This is a genomic window from Paucisalibacillus globulus DSM 18846 (assembly GCF_000482485.1).
Classification (GTDB): Bacteria; Bacillota; Bacilli; order Bacillales; family Amphibacillaceae; genus Ornithinibacillus; species Ornithinibacillus globulus.
In genome coordinates this window covers 58877-79526 of the sequence record NZ_AXVK01000029.1, presented here as the reverse complement: position 1 = coordinate 79526, position 20650 = coordinate 58877, and the positions used below count along the sequence as shown (strand labels likewise).

Annotated in this window: 21 protein-coding genes; 8 read left to right on the top strand and 13 right to left on the bottom strand. The window is 36.1% G+C overall.

From position 1 onward, the window contains the following. The first annotated feature begins 25 nt into the window (after window positions 1-25). Window positions 26-490, top strand: a complete 465-nt coding sequence (locus tag K332_RS0109430) for a divergent PAP2 family protein (RefSeq protein WP_245604656.1) — start codon at window positions 26-28, stop codon at window positions 488-490. Window positions 491-513: 23 nt separating this feature from the next. Here the strand turns inward: K332_RS0109430 and K332_RS22275 are convergent, their stop codons facing one another. Next, entirely contained in the window at window positions 514-1287 is a 774-nt protein-coding gene (locus tag K332_RS22275; RefSeq protein WP_036688565.1) for an HAD family hydrolase, read from the bottom strand. 156 nt (window positions 1288-1443) lie between these two features. Between K332_RS22275 and K332_RS24450 the strand changes: the two genes are divergently transcribed. From K332_RS24450 to K332_RS0109410, 3 genes are all read left to right on the top strand, one after another. Further along, window positions 1444-1701: a diguanylate cyclase domain-containing protein gene (locus K332_RS24450; RefSeq protein ID WP_084287875.1), complete on the top strand. Its 258-nt coding sequence runs from the start codon at window positions 1444-1446 to the stop codon at window positions 1699-1701. A gap of 75 nt (window positions 1702-1776) precedes the next feature. After that, a complete protein-coding gene (locus tag K332_RS0109415; protein ID WP_026907232.1) occupies window positions 1777-2961 on the top strand; it encodes an HD-GYP domain-containing protein in 1185 nt (394 codons plus the stop codon). A 118-nt stretch (window positions 2962-3079) separates the two neighbouring features. Next, entirely contained in the window at window positions 3080-4255 is a 1176-nt protein-coding gene (locus K332_RS0109410; protein WP_026907231.1) for a hypothetical protein, read from the top strand. Between the two features lie 156 nt (window positions 4256-4411). Here the strand turns inward: K332_RS0109410 and K332_RS0109405 are convergent, their stop codons facing one another. Then, window positions 4412-4990: a vWA domain-containing protein gene (locus tag K332_RS0109405; protein ID WP_026907230.1), complete on the bottom strand. Its 579-nt coding sequence runs from the start codon at window positions 4988-4990 to the stop codon at window positions 4412-4414. Window positions 4991-5082: 92 nt separating this feature from the next. On the opposite strand from K332_RS0109405, the gene K332_RS0109400 reads away from it, so the two are divergent. Continuing rightward, a complete protein-coding gene (locus tag K332_RS0109400) occupies window positions 5083-5568 on the top strand; it encodes a hypothetical protein (protein ID WP_026907229.1) in 486 nt (161 codons plus the stop codon). A gap of 111 nt (window positions 5569-5679) precedes the next feature. Here K332_RS0109400 and K332_RS0109395 read toward each other — a convergent pair whose 3' ends face one another. Then, window positions 5680-6009: a hypothetical protein gene (locus K332_RS0109395; protein WP_036688563.1), complete on the bottom strand. Its 330-nt coding sequence runs from the start codon at window positions 6007-6009 to the stop codon at window positions 5680-5682. A 347-nt stretch (window positions 6010-6356) separates the two neighbouring features. Next, window positions 6357-7301: a class II fructose-bisphosphatase gene (gene glpX / locus K332_RS0109390; protein ID WP_026907227.1), complete on the bottom strand. Its 945-nt coding sequence runs from the start codon at window positions 7299-7301 to the stop codon at window positions 6357-6359. Window positions 7302-7699: 398 nt separating this feature from the next. Here glpX and pxpB point away from each other — a divergent pair, with 398 nt between their 5' ends. The 3 genes from pxpB to K332_RS0109375 are packed head-to-tail and all read left to right on the top strand — an operon-like array spanning window position 7700 to window position 10112. Then, window positions 7700-8386, top strand: coding sequence for a 5-oxoprolinase subunit PxpB (gene pxpB / locus K332_RS22270; RefSeq protein ID WP_051359410.1), 687 nt, complete (start codon window positions 7700-7702; stop codon window positions 8384-8386). 2 nt (window positions 8387-8388) lie between these two features. Then, window positions 8389-9339: a 5-oxoprolinase subunit C family protein gene (locus K332_RS0109380; RefSeq protein ID WP_051359409.1), complete on the top strand. Its 951-nt coding sequence runs from the start codon at window positions 8389-8391 to the stop codon at window positions 9337-9339. 17 nt (window positions 9340-9356) lie between these two features. Then, complete coding sequence (locus K332_RS0109375; protein WP_026907225.1) at window positions 9357-10112, top strand: LamB/YcsF family protein; 756 nt, start codon at window positions 9357-9359, stop codon at window positions 10110-10112. A 310-nt stretch (window positions 10113-10422) separates the two neighbouring features. On the opposite strand, the gene K332_RS0109370 is transcribed toward K332_RS0109375, so the two are convergent. The 9 genes from K332_RS0109370 to K332_RS22265 form a co-directional block, all read right to left on the bottom strand. Next, the gene (locus K332_RS0109370) at window positions 10423-11247 is read right to left on the bottom strand and encodes a carbohydrate ABC transporter permease (protein ID WP_026907224.1); all 825 of its coding nucleotides are present in this window, start codon (window positions 11245-11247) and stop codon (window positions 10423-10425) included. Between the two features lie 11 nt (window positions 11248-11258). Continuing rightward, window positions 11259-12200 (bottom strand): carbohydrate ABC transporter permease, encoded by a 942-nt coding sequence (locus K332_RS0109365; RefSeq protein WP_026907223.1) that lies wholly within the window; start codon window positions 12198-12200, stop codon window positions 11259-11261. 74 nt (window positions 12201-12274) lie between these two features. After that, window positions 12275-13552: an ABC transporter substrate-binding protein gene (locus K332_RS0109360; protein WP_036688557.1), complete on the bottom strand. Its 1278-nt coding sequence runs from the start codon at window positions 13550-13552 to the stop codon at window positions 12275-12277. 298 nt (window positions 13553-13850) lie between these two features. Next, window positions 13851-14825 (bottom strand): Gfo/Idh/MocA family protein, encoded by a 975-nt coding sequence (locus tag K332_RS0109355; protein ID WP_026907221.1) that lies wholly within the window; start codon window positions 14823-14825, stop codon window positions 13851-13853. Further along, window positions 14822-15502 (bottom strand): hypothetical protein, encoded by a 681-nt coding sequence (locus K332_RS0109350; protein ID WP_026907220.1) that lies wholly within the window; start codon window positions 15500-15502, stop codon window positions 14822-14824. The genes K332_RS0109355 and K332_RS0109350 overlap by 4 nt, the downstream gene beginning before the upstream one ends. Window positions 15503-15684: 182 nt before the next feature. Continuing rightward, entirely contained in the window at window positions 15685-16752 is a 1068-nt protein-coding gene (locus K332_RS0109345) for an ABC transporter permease (protein ID WP_026907219.1), read from the bottom strand. Further along, entirely contained in the window at window positions 16749-18269 is a 1521-nt protein-coding gene (locus tag K332_RS0109340; RefSeq protein WP_026907218.1) for a sugar ABC transporter ATP-binding protein, read from the bottom strand. Before K332_RS0109340 ends, K332_RS0109345 begins: the two co-directional genes overlap by 4 nt. 296 nt (window positions 18270-18565) lie before the next feature. Beyond that, complete coding sequence (locus tag K332_RS0109335; RefSeq protein WP_026907217.1) at window positions 18566-19549, bottom strand: ABC transporter substrate-binding protein; 984 nt, start codon at window positions 19547-19549, stop codon at window positions 18566-18568. A 57-nt stretch (window positions 19550-19606) separates the two neighbouring features. After that, a complete protein-coding gene (locus K332_RS22265) occupies window positions 19607-20593 on the bottom strand; it encodes a Gfo/Idh/MocA family protein (protein ID WP_051359408.1) in 987 nt (328 codons plus the stop codon). Between the last annotated feature and the right edge of the window lie 57 nt (window positions 20594-20650).

Genomic DNA, 20650 nt, shown 5'->3' with positions numbered 1-20650 from the left:
CACATGAATAACTAGAGGTGAATTTATGTTGAATCGTGCGTTAGTTACGGGATTAATTGGGATTGGTGCTGCTCAATTTATGAAGGTACCACTACATTTTAAAGAAACTGGAATTTGGGATTGGAAAAAGATGGTTAGTTCTGGTGATATGCCCAGCTCGCATTCTGCTGCAGTTACTTCTCTTACTAGTTATGTTGGATTCAAAAGTGGTTTTTCATCAATGGATTTTGGAATTAGTAGTATTTTTAGCTTAATTGTCATGTATGACGCAATGGGCATCCGCTGGCAAGCTGGTCAAACCGCGATAGCAGTAAATGATATGTATGAAGAATTAGAGAAATTTGCTGAGAAACATCCAGATGTTTCATACCGCAAACGGGAAAAGGAATTAAAAGAAATGCTTGGCCATATGCCAATAGAAGTAATAGGCGGAGCAGCAGTTGGATTATTAATTGGCGCAGTAAGTCATCTATTAGAAAAGGATGATTAAGGGACTGTCCCTCATGATGTAAACTAGAATTTGAGGGACTCCCTGTTGATTTCCTTTATAGAGTGAATCATAATCTTTGGGATAGCATTCATTGGTAATGTTTTTTCGTTCGTTTCTCTCTCCCATTTATTCCTTAACCAATTTAAGCTCTCTTTCATTCCAATTCGTTTGGGGATGTCTGCGTGTTTCATACCATCAGGCATCTTTTGATAAATAAGTACAGACAAAATTCCCAGTTTATTCGCTAGTACAACATCATGATCCAAACGGTCACCGATATGTGCAATTATTTCATTATCTGCTTCAAGTAAACCTTTTACCATTTCTACCTGTGGCTTACCAAATCCCACTTTTTCTGGTGTAATAATAGCATCAAAGGCATGTGTCAACCTAAGCACATCCATTACCGGCTTTTGGTATTTTTCGAACCCATTAGTAATCACTGCCAAACTAAATCCGCTATCTCTTAATCCATACAAGATTTCCAATATTCCTTCTTCCAACAAATAGACTTTAGAAGGAATTGAATGTTTTATAACCATTTCCCCCACATCTATCGTAATAGGTACCCCACTAATTGCGAAGACTTTCTGTACAATATCATCCCAATCATAAGCATTTACAATATCACCCGATTCCATCCTTTTTTGGTGTTCTTGTACTAGTTCAGAAATAATCTCATTATCATCTCCAAGAAAGCTTTCTGCCATCTTCGCAATTTCGGGAAAAACCCAATTTCCAAACGGATTTTGCATTAATGTTCCATCTAAATCAAAAGTAATCCATTTCTTATCCATGTCTTCATTACCTCCTTTAAATCTTAATTGAATTTCAAGCGTCATGTTGGATAATTGTCTGCTAAATTAAATTATATTTCTATTTTACCCCTAATAGAATCAACATTTCTATTAGGTTATTAAAATTTTCTTTTAATTTACAGTTATTAAAATAAGATTTATACTAATTGCATTCGTGTTTTAAATAGGAGAATATTACCACTAAATGCTGACAGACTTACAGCAGAAAAACTTATAAATAGAATAAACCAAACAGTGAAGACAGAGCTTAGTAAAACTTTTAGTGAAAGTGATGTCAATTTATCAATGGGTCAATCTATTTTTCCAGAAGATGGGCAAACATTTGATAAATTGGTAACAATTGCCGATAATAAAATGTATCAAGTAAAAACATTGTCTAAGAATGGCGAATAATTGACTTTACTAGTTTATAAGGATACATTTTTCGTTGATACATATATAAGAAAATATTAATAGAGGGGTTACATAATGAAGAAACCACTTCAATTATCTCTAATACAAGAAGAAAAACAAGCCACTAAATGGTTTTTAGGTTTGTTTTATGGGATTTTTATAATTTATGAGGTTATTTATTCATTTATATTATCCACGTTACCTTGGGTAATTGAAGATGTTAATAACAATAACTTTTTTGACTATTTAATTTATCTAGTGTTAATCGCTATAATACCTTTGTTCTTTTATTTAATGAAAGTAGATAAACCAGGGCCAATAAAATACATACTTTTCATAAGTTATGCAACCATTAATCTAGCTTATGAAATTTGGTTCTATAGCCAAAATGAAATTACTTATAGCAGTGGTAATCTTGTTGAGTTAGTAACTATCTTATTTTCTCCTATTTTTGTAAATAAGAATTTCTTTTATATAGTATTTCTGTTATCTACTATAAAGTACTTAATCATTGGATATCTATTGCAATTCAATGCCGTAGTAGGGCCATTATTACTAATAATTGTATTTTCTGTCATTGCTTTTATTATTTTAATGAGAATTACTAGTTATGTAGATACAGTTAAAGATTCTTATGATAAACAAATTGAAGGAATTGTAAAGGGTGTCATTGCGACATTAGAACTTAAGGATCCTTATACAAGGGGGCATAGTGAACGTGTTGCTGAATATGCAATGGCCTTGGCGACAAAAACTGGAAAATTTGGTAAAAATGAGTTAAAATATTTCTATTATGCTTGTCTTCTTCATGATATTGGAAAGATCCATATTCCAGACGCCATACTAACAAAACCCGGTAAACTAACAAAAGAGGAATTTGATATTATAAAAATGCACCCACTTGTTGGAGCGAAAGCTGTGCAGGAAGTGGAAGGTATTTCAGCAAATATTGACGTGATTCGCAACCACCATGAACGATGGGATGGGAAAGGCTATCCTGACCAATTAGAAGGGGAAGAAACGACAATTTTAGCTAGAATTACGGCAATAGCAGATGCATTTGATGCGATGACTTCTTCTAGGTCGTATCGTTCTGCTTTAACATTAGAAGAGGCATATTCTCGTATTCTTGATGGAAAAGGTTCACAATTTGATCCTAAATTAGTAGAATTGTTTCAAGATGTTTATCCGGACTGGAAAAAAATTCATGAACAGTATAATAATAATAGAAAGGAGGTGCACCAACATGAAAGTACGTAAACTAAAAAAGATCAAAACAACTTGCTGGTGGTGTTTTATCCTACCTCCATGGAACTAATAATCCAACGGATGCTAGTATTCTAGCATCCTATTATTTTGAAAAAATGGCGGTGTTTAAATGAAACTAACGCTTGATTCAAGGTTAAACCTGTACTATTTACAAATACGCCCTGACAAAAAGCACTTCATCGTTGAAGATAGTGCATCAGGCGAATTTTATGAGATGCCAAAGATTTGTATCGACGCCATTGAATTGATAAAAAAAGGAAAAAACTTAGGTGAGATTGAAGTCTTACTAAAAGAAGAATATCTAGAAGAAGAGGTTGAAATTATTTCCTTTGCAGAGCAATTAGTAGAATTTGGCTTAGTGAAAGAAATAGATGGTGAGAGAGTTACTGTAACGAAACAAAGCCGTACTTCGAATGGATTTAATTGGATTTCCCCTAAGTTGGCGAAAATATTTTTCAACAAAATAACAAATAAATTTTACATTATTTTGTTTTTCATAAATGTACTTCTAATTATCCTTAATCCCACACTTTTACCCAATTATAAAGATGTATTCTTATTCGACTCGATGATGTTCAATATGTTAATGTATATGTCCATCTCATTAGTGTTGATATTAATACATGAATTTGGTCATATTCTAGCGATTCGTTCGTATAATTTACCAGCAAAGCTAGATATAGGGAATCGTTTATTTTTAGTCGTTTTCGAGGCAGATTTAACATCAGCATGGAAACTACCATCTAAACAAAGAAATCCGCTATATTTTGCAGGAATGTCATTTGAACAAGTTATTATTTTTATTTCCTTTATCCTTACCCTGTATTTTGCTGAAGGAAATTCGCTAATAACAGGAATCCTTGGGATAGTGATCTTTGATATTTTCATTAAAACTCTTTATCAATTTTTCTTTTATATGAAAACAGATATGTATTATGTTATCGAAAATATTACTGGGCACTATAACTTAATGGAGAATGGTAAGCAGTATTTAAGAAAATGGCTACCATTTTTGAAAAAGGATTCTACAACTCAAGCTTATCAAAATGAATTATTAGGTATACGTATTTATAGTACTTTTTACATCATTGGAATACTGACTACCTTTGTGTTGATCGGAATCTATGTCCTACCACAAGCAATCTTTGCTTACTCCCAGTCCGTTTCGTACCTGTGGGATTCACCTAGTAACCCACTATTTTGGGATTCCATTGTCTTCCTAGGACTAACCATCCTAATGCTAGGATTACTAGCCTATGCTAGACTGAAAAAGAATAAAGAATAAACTTGGTAGGTGCCTGTCACTTCCCGATATATGTCATTTTTTGTCGAACAGTTGCTGAGTAGATTTTATTTTTTGCATAGAAATACCCCCTAGCACACTATGTTTGCCAGGGGGGAATCTTGAACTGTAGTAGTTTAGTATCTTCCGTTTGCTGTATTACTCTTCTTTTCTCCTTATGGAAAGCTCTTCATGAACTAGTCCATACATTGCATCTACACCTCTATCAGTTGCTTCGAATGAAAAGGAATTCTCTACATTGATTCCAAGATTTCCTCCTTCTGCAGCAGCATCAATATTAGCCCCAAGGAAAATGAATTCCCAGCCTTGATTTTCCTGTTGATCCATAATCATTTTTTTCACTTGTTTATAGCTATAATGGGAACTTGAATTCTCAAAACCGTCTGTTGTTATTACAAAAAGAACATTATCTGGTCTTTTTTCTAGTGAGGTGTTCGATAATCGAAAACTCACATCCATTATTGCCTTTCCAATTGCGTCCAAAAGTGCCGTAGAACCTTTTACAAAATAATCCTCTTCCGTCAATCTTACGTCTCTTGCATCTATGCCATTCCACAATAATTCATACTGATGATCAAACAACACGGTTGTTAAAATCGTCTCTCCTTCTAACTTGCACTGTTTCTGAACTAAAGCATTAAATCCACCTATTGTATCCTTCTCAAGTCCGCCCATCGAACCGCTTCGATCCAGTAAAAAGATAATTTCCGTTTTCATTTAATCATCCTCCTAAGTTAACCATGCTATAATAATAAATAAAATTACGGTTAAATTGGTCGCCTGTGAAGCGACATTTAGGAGGGATATACTTGCTAAAGCAGAATCTGTTACAAGAATTAATGGAGTATATTAAAGAACATTTAAATGAAAGTAAACGCTATGAAAGTTTGATAGTTTATAACCAATCGGATATCCTTGAGAGTCAGGTTGACCTTGAAAACTTCATTGGCAAAAAAAGAAAGGCTTCCTTTCAAAAGTTGCTATTAACATACATAGACAAATCCGGAGCTACTGATTCTGAGGTCTATAAAAAAGCAGGAATTGACAGAAGACTTTTCTCAAAAATACGTTCAAAAACAGACTATCAGCCTAGCAAGCCTACTGTTCTTTCATTAGCATTAGCCCTTGAACTTCCCAAGGAAAAGACAGATAAACTACTAAACGCAGCTGGCTTTTCGTTATCAGACAGCGATACATTTGATCTAATTATTCAATTTTGCCTTGAAAAAGAGATATATGACCGATTTGAAGTAAATAATATGTTGGATTATTTTAAAGTGAAGACATTGGAGTGAGAATTGGGGTTTTAGGGTGCCTGTCACTTCCCGATTTTTGTCAATAATTGTCGATAAAGCCGCTTCTAAAATGTACTTAGGGAAGAAATACTTGTATAGACTTTTTCCAAATCATCCAAAATACACTCTTACACTACCTTCTTTTTGGGCGGTTGTTAAACAATTATGGATGAATTTATAGATTTGTTTTTCATCCCAATTCTCTAACTCATCCTCTGAATGGAAAGAAACATCTTTATTGTATTCCTTAAAAATCTTCCAAGCCTCCTCCATTTGTTGCAAAGAAAAACTTGCCATCTCTCCTGTTCCACTTACCCCTGCAAAATATTCATATGCATCTAATAACCTATACAATAAAGTAGCATTTGGATTTCCCATACTAAACCTAGCATAAGCGATTTCTTCCCTATTCTTATTAATACCGTAAATATCGTGCCCCACAAAATTGCCTCCTTTTAGATAAATTTAAGATTACTAGTTAGATGAAACAAAGAACTATCCATAAAATAGAGTATCCAAAAAATAAAGTCAAAACTGCAAAAGAAAATAATAACGAATGATTTAACTTATGAAATGATATTTTCTAGCTGGGAAATGTTGAAAATGAAGCCTCTCAATCAAACTATAATAGAATTTTACTAGTCCCCCAGTTTTTTCTAACAAAATAAAAAAGCTATTTGATTTAGCCCCCGGATTAACGGGTAGACTAAAACAAATAGCTTTTATAAATTCGACATTATTCGATAAATTTCGGGAAGTGACAGGCACCTAAACACTAGCCCAAAACTCTAAACCAAGACTAATTCTTTAATTGATTCTACTATATTTAGTTGTTTGGATTTATCGTCGATGACTAGTGATTGTGTTGTTGCGTTTGAAGAGTTTTCCTGTATTCCCTTCAAAAATTCTGTATCTGTAATAGCTGTCGCAACGAACAGACCTTGATCAGACCCTGCTAGTTGGTCATGACGTAACACTGCTTTAGGATTTTCCAATCCCATCCGCATACAGCGATCGTATTCTTCTTTGTTACGAAAAGCAAGACGCGCTTGCATTTCTCCTCCTAGACATTTAATTGCTACCGCTGATAAAACACCCTCAGGTGCACCACCAATATTATAAAGCATATCGTATTCATCTGGTTTTACACATGGTAACAAGGACTTTAATACATCCCCGTCTTGAAACAACTCCACTGTAACTCCATTTTCTCGCATAATACGAACTGCATCATCATGTCTTGGCCGATCCTGAATTATGACACATAGTTCACTTACTTTTTTATTCTTCGCTTTAGCAACTGCAATCAGGTTGTCTAATAGAGGTGCATCCAAATCAATCACACCAGCTGCTTCTTTCCCTACAATCATCTTTTCCATATACATATCTGGAGCATGTAAAAGCGTTCCTTTTGGTGCTGCAGCAATAACGCAAATTGCATTATCCTTTCCCTTAGCCGCAGGAGTTGTCCCATCAATTGGGTCCACAGCAATATCTAACTTGCTGCCAGTTCCTGTTCCGACTTGTTCATCAATATAAAGCATTGGGGCCTCGTCAATTTCACCCTCACCAATTACAATAACACCTTGCATTTCAATTTGATTTAAGTTATTCCGCATCGATGTTGTAGCTGCTTGATCGGCGCCATTTTTATTTCCGCTACCAACCCAAGGCAATGTTTGAATGGCAGCTTCTTCTGTTACTTTTAGAAAATCTTTTATTAAATGGTTCATCATAGCGCCTCCTCATTGATTCATAGAAAGAGCCTATTTGACTGGAATAAAATCGAACCCCCACCAAATAGGCATAATAACAACATTTAATATTCTACACCACTTTTAGGTGCCTGTCACTTCCCGATTTTTGTCATTTAATGTCGTTTTTTATTAAAACTATAAAAAGACATCAACTAACCATGTGGAGTGGTCAATTCATGTCTCTTTATTAAAAATAGGGGGTATATATAAGTGAACCTGAAAAATAGCATCATTAATTACTTTCACATTTATTATAAGGATAGTTTGTAATGTCTGTATGAATCTAATGTAAATTCTCTGTAAAACATCGTCTCTTTTTCCAAAGAAACAATGATAAAATAGACATAAAGAAGAAAGTCACAGGAGGCATTAAATTGGATTATTCATTCAAATTAGCTGGAGATCAATCCGTTGTCGTTAAATTTGGCAACCAAATGAACGAGCATACTAGTCAAACTGTACAAAAACTTTCTAAAGTAATTGAAGCCAAAGCCATAATTGGAATAGAAGAAGTCATCCTTGGCTATACAACGCTTCTAATCCACTATAATCCCTTAAAGATTACATATAGAGACCTACTTACCACTGTTGATCTTTTAATAAAGGAAATGGATTTATCTAAGTTCAAAGGAAATAACACCATTGAGATACCAGTTTTATATGGAAATGACACAGGTCCAGATTTAGCTGATGTAGCCAGAATCAATAACCTTACTCCAGATGAAGTAATAGACCTTCATACAGCTCCATTTTACTCCGTTTACTTCCTAGGATTTAGTCCTGGATTTCCTTTTTTGGGAGGATTAAACGATAAAATTGCAACCGAAAGGCTAGATAGCCCCCGAAATAGGGTCTATGCGGGTAGTGTAGGAATCGCAAATAACCAAACCGGGATTTATCCTGTAACTAGTCCAGGAGGTTGGCGAATAATTGGACGTACACCAATTTCACTGTTTAATCCAAACAGTGCGAAACCCTTCTTACTCTCTCCTGGTGATACCATAAAATTTAAATCGGTCACGAAAAAAGAGTATGATGAAATTATCGTTAAACAGGATTAAGGATGGTGATTGTTATTTTCGACGTAATAAAACCTGGATTGCTCACAACCATTCAAGACCTTGGCAGAAAAGGTTATCAAAAGTATGGCCTGGCTGTATCGGGTGCAGTGGACCATTACGCGCATCGGATGGCCAATATTCTTGTGGGAAATCAGGAAAATGCAGCAACACTCGAGGTAACGCTAATCGGTCCAACACTACATGTAAATGAAACTAGAACTATCGCCATCGCAGGTGCAGATTTAACCCCATATGTTAATAACACCCCTGTCCCACTCTGGCATTCTTTTACTGTCAATAAAGGAGATACTCTTTCTTTCAAAGGCTATCGTTCTGGTTGCAGAGCATATATAGCAGTTGCTGGAGGCATTAAGGTTGAGGATACACTTGGAAGTAAATCAACTGACCTCATTAGTGGAGTTGGGGGCTATTTTGGTAGAGGGCTTGTGAAAAGTGATACGATACATGCATATGAATGGCGGCCTTACAAGAAATACTTTCCCAGAAAGCTTTCACCGGAACTTGTACCTACATACTCTAGAAAAGTTAACTTAAGAATCATCTTAGGTCCACAAGACGATGCTTTCACCAAGGAAGGTATTGATACATTGCTTTCAGCTGAATATTCCGTTACAAAGGATGCAGACCGAATGGCATGTCGTTTAGATGGACCGAGGATAGAACATAAAATTGGAGCTGATATCCTTTCTGAGGGAATGTTTATGGGAGCCATTCAAGTACCAAAAAGTGGCAAGCCAATTCTTTTTCAAGCAGGAAGGCCAAGTGTTGGAGGGTATACAAAAGTTGGCGGGGTAATAACCGTTGACCTTCCAAAGGTTGCACAATTAAAACCAAATGACTGTGTTATGTTTGAACAAGTTACACTTCAGGAAGCACAGGAATGGTTACAAGTACAGGAAAAGATGTTTAAAATTTTGCAAGCTAATTGTTAACGAAAGGAGGAATTACGATGCAGACGATTGATTTGAATTGTGACTTGGGGGAAAGTTTCGGAGCATTTACTATAGGTAAAGATGATGAGGTCATAAAATTTATTTCCTCTGTTAATATCGCATGTGGTTTTCATGGTGGTGACCCAGATGTTATGGACCATACTGTAGCAATGGCCAAGAAATATAATGTCGGGGTCGGAGCTCATCCTGGTTTCCCTAATCTATTGGGTTTTGGCCGGTGGAATATGGACATCCCATCAAAAACCTTAACCAATATCATTCTCTATCAAATTGGTGCCCTGGACATATTTTGTAAAAAGCATGGCGTTCGGATGCAGCATGTAAAGCCACATGGAAATTTAAATAATATGGCGGATACGGATACTGGCATCGCAACTAGTATTGTAGAGGCCGTTCACACCGTTAATCCTGAACTACCCCTTTTCGTTAAGCCTAACTCTGAACTGGAGAGAGTCGCAAAGGAAAAAGGTCAGCCATATGTTTTGGAATTATTTGCAGATCGGGCTTATAACAAGGATATGACTTTAGTTTCAAGAAGTCACGATGGTGCAATAATTACAAATCCGCAACAAGTGGCTAAAAATGTTGTCAGGATGGTTAAAGAAAACCGAATCACCTCTATTACAGGCGAAGAATTAAAGGTAGAGGGACAAACTATCTGTGTGCATGGAGACACCCAAAGCGCCTTGGAAATGATTAAAGTAATACGGAATACCTTAGCAAAAGAGAGAATTAGAATTAGCTCGTTGTAATGGTGCCTGTTGTAATGGTGCCTGTCACTTCCCGAATTTTGTTTCTTTTTGTCGAAATATAAAGGCTTTTTTAAATTCAACATCCCTTTACTAAATAAATTTGAAAAGCTATTCACTACTTTTAATATTTACAAATTGATGATGTAGGAATAGCTTTTCTCATGTTTATTTATTTTTTCGAGGCATCCACATAACAAAATCCCTTTCATAATTACTTTTTAACGAAATCATCCCAGTTATAGGCTTCTAATATATTATTTTCACTCATTCTTCTCTTATGTTAATCAAAGGTTACATACTTTTTTTGTCATTACTTAACTGCTCCTTCTGTTAATCCATCCATAAATTGTCTTGAAGCAAATAAGAATGCAATCAGCATTGGTAATGATGAAATAGTTAATCCAGCAAATAATAGATTCCATTGAGTATCAAATTCACCAAACAGAGTTAACATGCCAAGAGGAATCGTTTTCAAAGCATCCGTACGAATAAAGATTAGTGGGTAGAAGAAGTCATTCCAAACATTCAGCAAGTTAACAATTGCAACAATGGATATTGCTGGTTTCATTAAAGGCAATACAATCTTGTAATAAATTTGGAAATCATTACACCCGTCTAAGCGTGCCGAATCCTCCAACGCCTGTGGAACGGTACGAAAAAATCCATAAAATAGAAATACTGCAAAGGGAATTCCACCTGCAACATAAACAAATATTAATGAGAATAGAGTATCCAACAATCCTAAATTCATCATCATCATGTAAAGTGGAATCACTGCAAGTCTCATAGGTAGCATTAAACCAATCATAAAGAACAATAAGATAAATGAATTCCATTTAAATCTGTATCTAGCTAAATAGTAACCCGCCATAGAGGAAACAAATAGCACGATGAATACCGATGCAGCACTTACGATAACGCTATTCCATATATAACTAGAAAAATCCACTACTTCCCAAACTTCTAGATAATTTTCAAATAAAAATGAACTTGGCAAACTTAACGGAGATGTAAATATCTCCATGTTTGATTTTAACGATGACGTAATCATTAAGAATATTGGGTACCCAAATATAAACGTAAATAAGGCTAGTACCACATATTTCAGTATCTGAATATACCACTTTGTTTTCATCTCAACTCCCCCTATCTATCGAAGTCTTTACGTCTGAAGATTAGTAGCATTATTGTTGTTGCCAATCCAATTATGATAAATAAAATAACTGCGATTGCAGAACCAAGGCCGATAGATTGCCCACCATCCGTAGTTCCAAATGCTAATCGATAAAAAAATGTCGTTAATACATCCGTTGAATAATAGGGCCCCCCTGAAGAGCCTTGCATAGCATAGACGTATTCGAATGTCTCAAAAGAACCGATAAACACCAACACGGACATAACTAATAAGGACGGTCCTAACATCGGGATGGTAATTTTTCTTAGTACAGTAAACCAATTAGCACCATCTATTTTTGCAGCCTCAAATATTTCTGGTTCAATTGCCTGTAACCCAGCTAAGAAAATTAACATGGAGAAACCGATTGAGGCCCAACTATCAACGAAAATAACACTAAATAAAGCAGTATCCATACTACCTAACCAGGGCCTAGTTAATTCCTCGAACCCAATGGCTTCTAATAAATTATTTAGCGCCCCTCTTGTAGGATTTAGAATAAGACTATAAAGAAAACCGATTACGATTACAGATAATAATTTAGGTAGAAAGAAAATACTTTTGAAAAGTTCTTTTCCTTTAATTTTGCTATGTATAATTAACGCAAGAAGCAAGGAAATCATTAACTGTGTCAAAACCGTAACACCAAAATATATCCAATTATGTTTAAATGCATTAAAGAAAGTACTTTTATAAGGTTCCTCCGTAAATAGTACGATAAAGTTCTTTAACCCTATAAATTGATCTTTGTCGAATCCATTAAAGGAATAAAAGCTATTCAACGCAGCAGAAATCAAAGGATATAACTGGAAAACTCCATATAATACTGCTGCAGGCAGTAAAAACAAATGAACCATATGTTTTCTTAATTTTCTTTTTTGAAAATAACCGTTGTCATTTATTTGAGAAGACATTGCTACCCCTCCAAAAATTGGAATACACAATCAAGTCAAGTTGATTGTGTATTCACTTATTCACTATGAAAATGTTATTCTACTTCTGTCGCTACTCTTTCAACATTTTTCTGTGCATCTTCTAAAACTTGTTCCTTTGTAATTTCTCCTAGATACATTCCTTGCAGCGAGTCTTCAAAAACCGTTTTGGTTGTTGGTGACCCCTCACCAAAATATACTAATAATAAGTATGGAGTAGTATTTGCTTCAGATGCTTTTGTAATTTGCTGTACCAATTCATGTTTCGGTTCCACACCATTAATGGCACTTAAGCGATTAAGCTCATCACTAAATAGTTGACCGAATTCCTTTGTAGCCATAAACTCTATGAATTTCAACGCTTCTTCTTTATGTTCCGAATGTTCCACAACACCGTAAGACCCGTCTACCCAATTCATAACTAGCGGATTATTTGGGCCATCTGCTTTTAAACCAGGTACTACGCCAATATTCATGTCCGGTGCATTCGTTTCAAATGTTCCTAACCGATAGTCTCCATTGATATACATAGCTGCTTCCCCTGCATAAAATAGTGCTTGAACATCATTATCATCTAAAGCAATAAAATCTTCTGGAAAATATTGTTCTATTTCTTGCATTCTTTCCAGTGTTTCTAGCATTTTGGGATCTGTTAGGTCTGTATTACCCGCAATAATTTCATCGACATAGTCATTACCACCATATGCAGATGGACTGATTACACCATGTAACATAGATAATAGATATGCAGCACGCCCTGCCTGAGCAATTGGAATAATTCCGTTGTTCTTCAATTCCTTACTCACTTGAAGTAAATCATCCCAGGTTTCAGGGGCTTCTAACCCATATTCCTCAAAAATATCTTTGTTATAGAAAATGACGCCAGCATTAAGTGTAGTTGGTACACCATATACTTGCCCGTCACTACCCTTCGCAGCTTCTAAGAAGGATTCTTCAATTTCCATTACACCAGGCACATCATTTAATGGTGTAAGATACCCATTGTCTGCAATTGATTTCGTTCCAGAATAAGGACGTAATTGTACAATATCTGGACCAGAACCAGACACCAATGAATTCGTTAATATCGTGTTATATTCCGTAGACTCAAATGGCTGAAAGTTAATCTTGATACCAGGATTCTCAGATTCAAATACCTCAATAAATTTTTCATATGCCTTTCTATCCTCTGGTCTCCAACTATACAAATTCAACTCTATTACATCCACATTTTCCTCTGAACTACTGCTTTTTGAATCTTTGTCACTACAAGCAAATAACATCCCACTGGCTATTAACAAAATCATAAACAAAATAAGCTTTTTATATTTCATGATAACTTCCTCCTTCATTTTTTTTGTGATTCTTCTATCCCTGTCCAAACACAAAATAATCGACCACCCTTATTAGGGATTTAGAAATTTAATCAGAATCTTAAATTGTAAAATACTTCGTTAATATTTTATTTGAAAATTCGTAACAATATTCCAGTTAGGTATCAGGGGGCCTAAATAACAAAGAAGAAAGATTTTTTTCCTATCTACAAAAAATAAAAAGCTATTCGATTACTTGAGTAGTATTTTAATAAACTCAAGTAATTGAATAGCTTTTTTCCATCTGACAAAATTCGAGTTATTTCGGGAAGTGACAGGCACCTTCTCCCGCTTCATATGCCGCTAATGCTACTTCCAATGCCTTTAATCCATCATGTCCTGTAATTGAAGGCTCACGACCTTTTTCTATGCAGTCAACGAAATCGTTAATTAGACCGAGATCCATATCACTTCCATATAAAACATGGCTCAAGGATTTTCTTCCACTAGTAAACATACGTAAGTATTCCCCAAAACTGTCTACCTTTATAGTCCGCTTCGTTCCAATAACTTCAAGGCAAGCATCCCCCCAGGTTGGGTATTCCGTAAAACGAGACCAACTGGAATCATGGGAAGCAATAACGCCATTTTCAAATTCCAATGTGAGCAATCCGGCATCATCAATAGTTACACCATGAAAATAAGAATCAACAATCGCATCCACTTTTACAACTTCTTCCCCTAAATACCAGCGCATGATATCCACCATATGTACCGTGTGGTCAAGAACAGCACCTCCACCACTTTGTTTTTCATCTACAAACCAATCACCAGGATTTTGTCCACGATTTGTGGAACGAAATGCAATAATTTCTCCAATCTCCCCATCATCAATTAACTGCTTGACGTGTTGAATAGCAGGACTAAAACGTACTGGAAAGGCAATTTGTAAAATCACATCACTTTCCTCACAGACGTCTATCATCTCTTGTGCATCTCGAGCTGTAGTCGCTATCGGCTTTTCACATAAAATATGCTTACCAGCTCTAGCAGCATTGAACACCATTTCTTTATGACGAACATTCTCGCTACAAATTATTACCGCATCCATTTCAAGTTCAAGAAATGCTTGCTGTTCAGCATAATGTGTTGTCTGAAATTTCTCAGCTACTTTCTCACCTCGGGAAACATCATCGTCAAATATGCCAACCAACTCAACATTCTCTAATCCCATTAAACATTCCGCATAACTATATGCATGCATGTGTGCAAAGCTCATCATCCCTATTTTCACTCATCAGCACCTCCAACTAATTGTTGAAATCTCTGGAAATCTTTCCAAACGGAATTCTGATTCATTGAAGTCTCTAAAATAGATTCCACATGATATTGTAAAGTCAGTGGTAAATTTACCACTAAATTCATTGGGTTCATTTCAGCACTGTTGAACTCAATAATCTGCCCAATTCCGCTCCATTCAAGCTCGATATATTCTTTGCCAGTAAAGGTATAATCCACATGTGCCATCGTTCCCCCATTAAAACTTATCATGACAATAACATGAGCTGGTTGCATCTCCATTGGACTATGTTTAATAACAATTCTTTCTGGTTCGCCAAATACCGTAGAAAGCACAACAAGATCACTCGCAATAACAGATCTATTTTTCTTACTTTCTATTATTCTACGTAATCGAAAGACCCCTTTCGGTACACCGGACTCCAATATTATCTTTTTCGCTTTTTGGAAAAAAGGATACAGCCCTAACTCGTGATAAACAAAAACATTCTCCCCTTGTACAGAACCAATCATAGTAGCTGGAATATATATTCTATGATCCCCTTGGCCGCCAACAAAGTCTATTTTTTCCAAATCAAACAACACCGTTCTATCTCTCACCCGTTCAAATGAATCCACTACTTCAACATTACCAACAACCTTACCCACATTCGCATAAACAATATTACCCATATTACCCCTCCTATTTTTGTTAATGGTGCCTGTCACTACCCGAATTTTGTATAATAATGTCGAAAAAAAGTCCATTTCAATACATCTGCTGAAATGGACTTTTTTATTTGTATTCCTAGAAGTCTAATTCCTCTACCGCTCGACAATTTTCGAGTTATTTCGAGAAGTGACAGGCACCCAAATCAGGCTGTTTTCTCTTTTCTCTGTAAAAGTACTGCGACAATTACGATGACGCCTTTAAAGGCTTCTCGGAGGAATGGGGGTACGCCGAATAGATTTAATAGATTATTCATTACGGCTATGATTAGCATACCGTATACTGTACCGAGGATGTAGCCGCGGCCACCAAGCATGTTTGTCCCACCAACAACAGCTGCGGCAATTGCATCCATCTCCATACCACGTCCAGCATTTGAAAAGTCCATCGAACCAATACGAGAAACCTGAATAATCGCAGCAATAGATACTAACAGACCCATTAAGGCATACACGCGAAGCTTCACTTTATTAATATTAACTCCGGAAAGCTTTGCCGCTCTTTCATTCGATCCAACCGCAATAATCTGCCTACCAAAAGTTGTTCGTTTCGATACGTAATACAGAATTAATGCGATAATTGCCCAATAGATAATCGGCATAATCATAAGGTTGCCAATTTTAAAGCTAGAAATTTGCAGAAATTCAACTGGAACCTTTGTATTATATCCTTGTGCAAAATGTTGGGTCACACTCCGGAATATCATCATAGCACCAAGTGTTGCGATAAATGGTGGTACCATCCCTTTTGTAATGGAAACACCAATTAGTGCACCCAATAGATATCCAAATACTAGTACTAAAACAATCGTTAGAATGATAGCAGGAACACCAGTAATTCCTACTGCACCTAGTATCCCCTGTGCTCCAGTATCTAATAGATACATAGCAAAAGCTCCAGTAATGACTAAGGTTGAACCAACAGATAAGTCAATTCCCCCTGTCATAATAACAAAGGTCATACCTAAAGCAACGATTCCTATACCTGCATTATTTCGTAAAATATTAATCCAGTTATTACTCCAGGATTGGAACCATTCACCAAATGACTGATAATCAAAGCCCAAGGTTAACGTTTGTAAGATGACCATAATAATCAGGGCAATTAGAATACTAAAAAGTGGATCATTGGACCATTTATGTTTAAACCACCCTATGAACGTCTTTTTTCCTTGACCTGAATCTGCTAAACTAGATTTCTTATTTGGTATCATAGTTGGTGTACTCCTTTCTCTTCGCCAATTTCCCCACCTGTAGCTAAATTCATGATGGTTTGTTCATTCATCATTTCATCACAAACCTCACCTTGAATTACCCCATGATACATGACAAGTGCTCTATCACAAACACGGGTAATTTCTTGTGCCTCGCTAGATAACACAACAATGGCAATATTTTCTTCCGCTAGTTTTAGAATAATATCGTAAATATCTTCCTTTGCACCAACATCAACACCTTGGGTCGGGTTATCCAGAATCAATACTTTAGGGTTAGCTGCTAACCATTTTGATAAAACAACCTTTTGCTGATTTCCCCCTGAAAGGCTTGTAATACTATCTGTCATTTCACCCATTTTAATCCGTAGGGAATCCCGTTGCTCTTCAAATAGCTTCTGGTGTCTAGAAGTGTTGATCACACCACGTTTTGAAAACATGGACCATGTTACAATAGAAGCATTTTCAATGATGTCCATATCTTTAAGAATGGCATTTTCCTTTCGATTACGCGGTAGGTAGGCTATCCCCTTTTTAATTGCTTGAGAAGTACTTTTAATCGTTACCTCTTGTCCTTCTAACAATATTTTTCCTGAATTATAATGGTCCGCACCGAAGATTGCTTGAAAGAGTTCACTTCGTCCATCACCAAGTAGCCCGGTTATTCCGACAATTTCACCAGCTCTAATGGTAAAATGAATATCCCGAAAATGGCGATTATCTGTTAAACCTTCCACACGTAAAACTTCTTTTCCAACTTTTTCATCACTTGACTCTCTACGTAATGACTCGGTTCGTACATCAAAACCCACCATATAACTAGCTAAATCTTTTTTCGTAACATTATTTACATCCCCATTTGATATTAAGTTCCCATCCCGTAAAACAATGTACTTATTACAAATTTCTTTTACTTCATTTAATTTATGAGAAATAAAAATAATCCCAACATTGTTCTCTTTTAACGTCCTCACCATTTCAAAAACGCGTTCAATCTCTGTATCTGTTAAAGAAGTGGTTGGCTCATCCATGATAATAATAGATGCATTCATCATCATCGCACGGCAGATTTCCACAATCTGTTTGTAAGATGCATCCAAATCCCGAACCATTTTTCCTGGATCTAAATTCACGTTCATCTGGTCAAAAATCTCTGCAGTTTTATTGTACATTTGCTTTAAATCAAGACTTCCTCTCTTTGTCTTGCGTTCACGACCGAGAAACATATTTTCATAGATAGGAAGATCATTTATTAAATTTAGTTCTTGATGGATAAATGCAATGCCAGCTTCCTGTGAATCAGCAGGTGTTTCAAATTTCACTTCTTTTTCATCGATTAAAATAGTTCCTAAATCCGTTGGTAAAACTCCACCAAGAATGTTCATTAATGTAGATTTACCTGCACCATTCTCTCCAAGTAATGCACATATTTCTCCGCCTTGAACAGATAAGGTAACATCCTTTAAAACATCATTATTACCAAAGGATTTTCGTATATTTTTCATTTCGATTTTCATGTAATCACCCAAGCTTTTTAAAGTGAATTCATTCTTAATAACTAGTTTTAAAAATTCCATTTGTCTATTGATGGAAAATGCGACGTAACTTGAGCCCTGTCAACCAGAGCATGTGCCCTAATCAAGAAGCTAAGGAACTTGTTACTTCGTATTTTAAACATACTTTTCATGAGTAAAACCCTTAAATGCAACAAACTATTAAACTACAGACTTTTGCAAAAAGGGGCTATAGCTAAGCCATAACCCCCCCTTATTTTTTCTTACTTGTTCAGGGAAATATCTCCCATATATCCATTTTAGTATGGAGACCCAGAGTCAAGGAACTCTTCATAATTGTCTCTATCAACTACAGTTGTAGGGATGATAGTTTCCATTTCAACAGATTCGCCCTTTAGAATCTTAACAGCTGTATCCACTGCGTCTTTTACCATTGCTGGGCTGTAAAGTGCGGATTGAATCCAAATATCTTCGTTTTCTGGCATCATTTCAAAGTATTCTTGCATACCTCCACCACCAGTTACCACTTGAATATCTGTTCTTCCAGCTTCGCTAATTGCCTGCAAGACACCGATTGATGTTTCATCATCTAATGAGAATACAGCATCAATTTTATCTAAGCTTGTAAGAATATCTGCAAAATCCTTCAATCCGTCTTCTCTTGTAAACTGTGTAGCGTACGTATGAATATTCATATCTGGAGCAATTTCCTCGATGGTTTCTAGGAACCCGCTTTTACGTAATTCGGATACAGAACCAGATGAAGGTACTTCTAATAGAACCACTTCCCCTTCTGTCCCAATCTTGTCTACTACATAATTAGCACCTTGGACACCCATGTCATAGTTGTCACCAGCAACACGATATACACCTTCAACATCAATGACAATATCAAAGTTAACCACTTCAATTCCTTCATCTAATGCACGCTGAATTGGAACTTCCATTCCTTCCCATTGCGGAAACGCTACAATAGCATCCGCTCCCCATGTAATTAGGTCATCTAATTGAGAAGTCATTTCTGATGCATCGCTACTTGTGTGGATTTTGTAGTCAATTTCTTCAGATAATTCCTTAGCACGAGCTTCTGCATGATACGCAACTGCAGCTACCCAACCATGTGTTACAGCCGGTGCCAAAATACCAATCTTATACTTGTCTCCGGAGTCACCGGAATCACCAGAATCTCCTCCATTACTTGAAGTATCTTCTGATCCACATGCTGCGAGTGCTGGCACCATAATTAATACAAATAAAGCAAACACTTTTAAAAACTTACTCATTGCTAAAACCCCCTTAGATTTGATTTTGGTATATAGTAAAAATAATGAATCCAATATTTAAATATGTACCTCATGACCAGTTTCAAGTGATAGATTAATAGCTTCCAATAATCGGATAACATATAGAACGTCATCTAATGGCACTATTTTATCCTCCTGGTTAAGTTCTACACATGTTACAAAATGGGAAAGTTCATTTTGAAAGGCATCTGCCTCATCAACATCCACTTCAGTAAGCTTTTCATTTTCATATAAAACCATACTACTGTTATGGACACTTTCAATATTTTCCCCAGCTATTAACCGAAAATCTAAGGTGCTTTTACCTGATTGCGCACGAAACGTCATGGTAAAAGGATATCCTACCTGCATTCGATGGGAAGCTTCAACAAAGGCTATTGCCCCACTTTTAAAAGTAAGCGTTGTCATAATATGATTCCAAGCACCATGCAGATTCTGAGAACCTTGAGCGTAGACATACTTTACTTCTCCCAAAAGATAATGAGCAAAATCAATATCATGAAGGTGAAGATCAAATAACGCACCTCCGCTTTTCTCAGGGTGTTGAAACCAAGTACTCCATGTTGGTAGTTGTCCTAATCGCTGTGCATGCACAATTTCAATATCCTTTAACTTCTCTGTCTGACTATATTCCTTAATTGCTTGGTATTCTGGCCAAAAACGGAGAATATGCCCAACAAACAATTTCACTCCACACTTCTCTACCTCATCAACGATTCGTTTTACTGATTCCACCGATAAAGCTAGTGGCTTTTCACAAATAATATGTTTCTTAGCTCGTGCAGCTTTAATAATATACTCTTCGTGTAAATAGGTTGGAAGACAAATATCAACTATATCAATATCATCTCGCATTAGCAGCTCTTCATAATTTGAAATAAAGTTGTAGTCGGATAGGTTCTCTACCTCACGATCTCCATTACGTGTGCAAATCGCAACCACTTCCGCATAAGCTATATTCCGGTAAGCTTCTAAATGGGCTCTTCCCATATAACCTAATCCAACTAGCCCTACTCTCTGCATGACATCCTCCCCAATGCTTTTATAATTGGTTTTTCTAGGATTGTTACTATGTAAACC

Coding starts and splice junctions, on each gene's coding strand:
- K332_RS0109360 (WP_036688557.1), bottom strand. CDS start 13,552: ATGAAATATAAAAAGCTTATTTTGTTTATGATTTTGTTAATAGCCAGT.
- K332_RS0109415 (WP_026907232.1), top strand. CDS start 1,777: ATGAAGAAACCACTTCAATTATCTCTAATACAAGAAGAAAAACAAGCC.
- K332_RS0109340 (WP_026907218.1), bottom strand. CDS start 18,269: ATGAAAATCGAAATGAAAAATATACGAAAATCCTTTGGTAATAATGAT.
- K332_RS0109345 (WP_026907219.1), bottom strand. CDS start 16,752: ATGATACCAAATAAGAAATCTAGTTTAGCAGATTCAGGTCAAGGAAAA.
- K332_RS22275 (WP_036688565.1), bottom strand. CDS start 1,287: ATGGATAAGAAATGGATTACTTTTGATTTAGATGGAACATTAATGCAA.
- K332_RS0109335 (WP_026907217.1), bottom strand. CDS start 19,549: ATGAGTAAGTTTTTAAAAGTGTTTGCTTTATTTGTATTAATTATGGTG.
- K332_RS0109405 (WP_026907230.1), bottom strand. CDS start 4,990: ATGAAAACGGAAATTATCTTTTTACTGGATCGAAGCGGTTCGATGGGC.
- K332_RS0109350 (WP_026907220.1), bottom strand. CDS start 15,502: ATGGGTAATATTGTTTATGCGAATGTGGGTAAGGTTGTTGGTAATGTT.
- glpX (WP_026907227.1), bottom strand. CDS start 7,301: ATGAACCATTTAATAAAAGATTTTCTAAAAGTAACAGAAGAAGCTGCC.
- K332_RS0109430 (WP_245604656.1), top strand. CDS start 26: ATGTTGAATCGTGCGTTAGTTACGGGATTAATTGGGATTGGTGCTGCT.
- K332_RS0109380 (WP_051359409.1), top strand. CDS start 8,389: ATGGTGATTGTTATTTTCGACGTAATAAAACCTGGATTGCTCACAACC.
- K332_RS22265 (WP_051359408.1), bottom strand. CDS start 20,593: ATGCAGAGAGTAGGGCTAGTTGGATTAGGTTATATGGGAAGAGCCCAT.
- K332_RS0109370 (WP_026907224.1), bottom strand. CDS start 11,247: ATGAAAACAAAGTGGTATATTCAGATACTGAAATATGTGGTACTAGCC.
- K332_RS0109375 (WP_026907225.1), top strand. CDS start 9,357: ATGCAGACGATTGATTTGAATTGTGACTTGGGGGAAAGTTTCGGAGCA.
- K332_RS0109410 (WP_026907231.1), top strand. CDS start 3,080: ATGAAACTAACGCTTGATTCAAGGTTAAACCTGTACTATTTACAAATA.
- K332_RS0109365 (WP_026907223.1), bottom strand. CDS start 12,200: ATGTCTTCTCAAATAAATGACAACGGTTATTTTCAAAAAAGAAAATTA.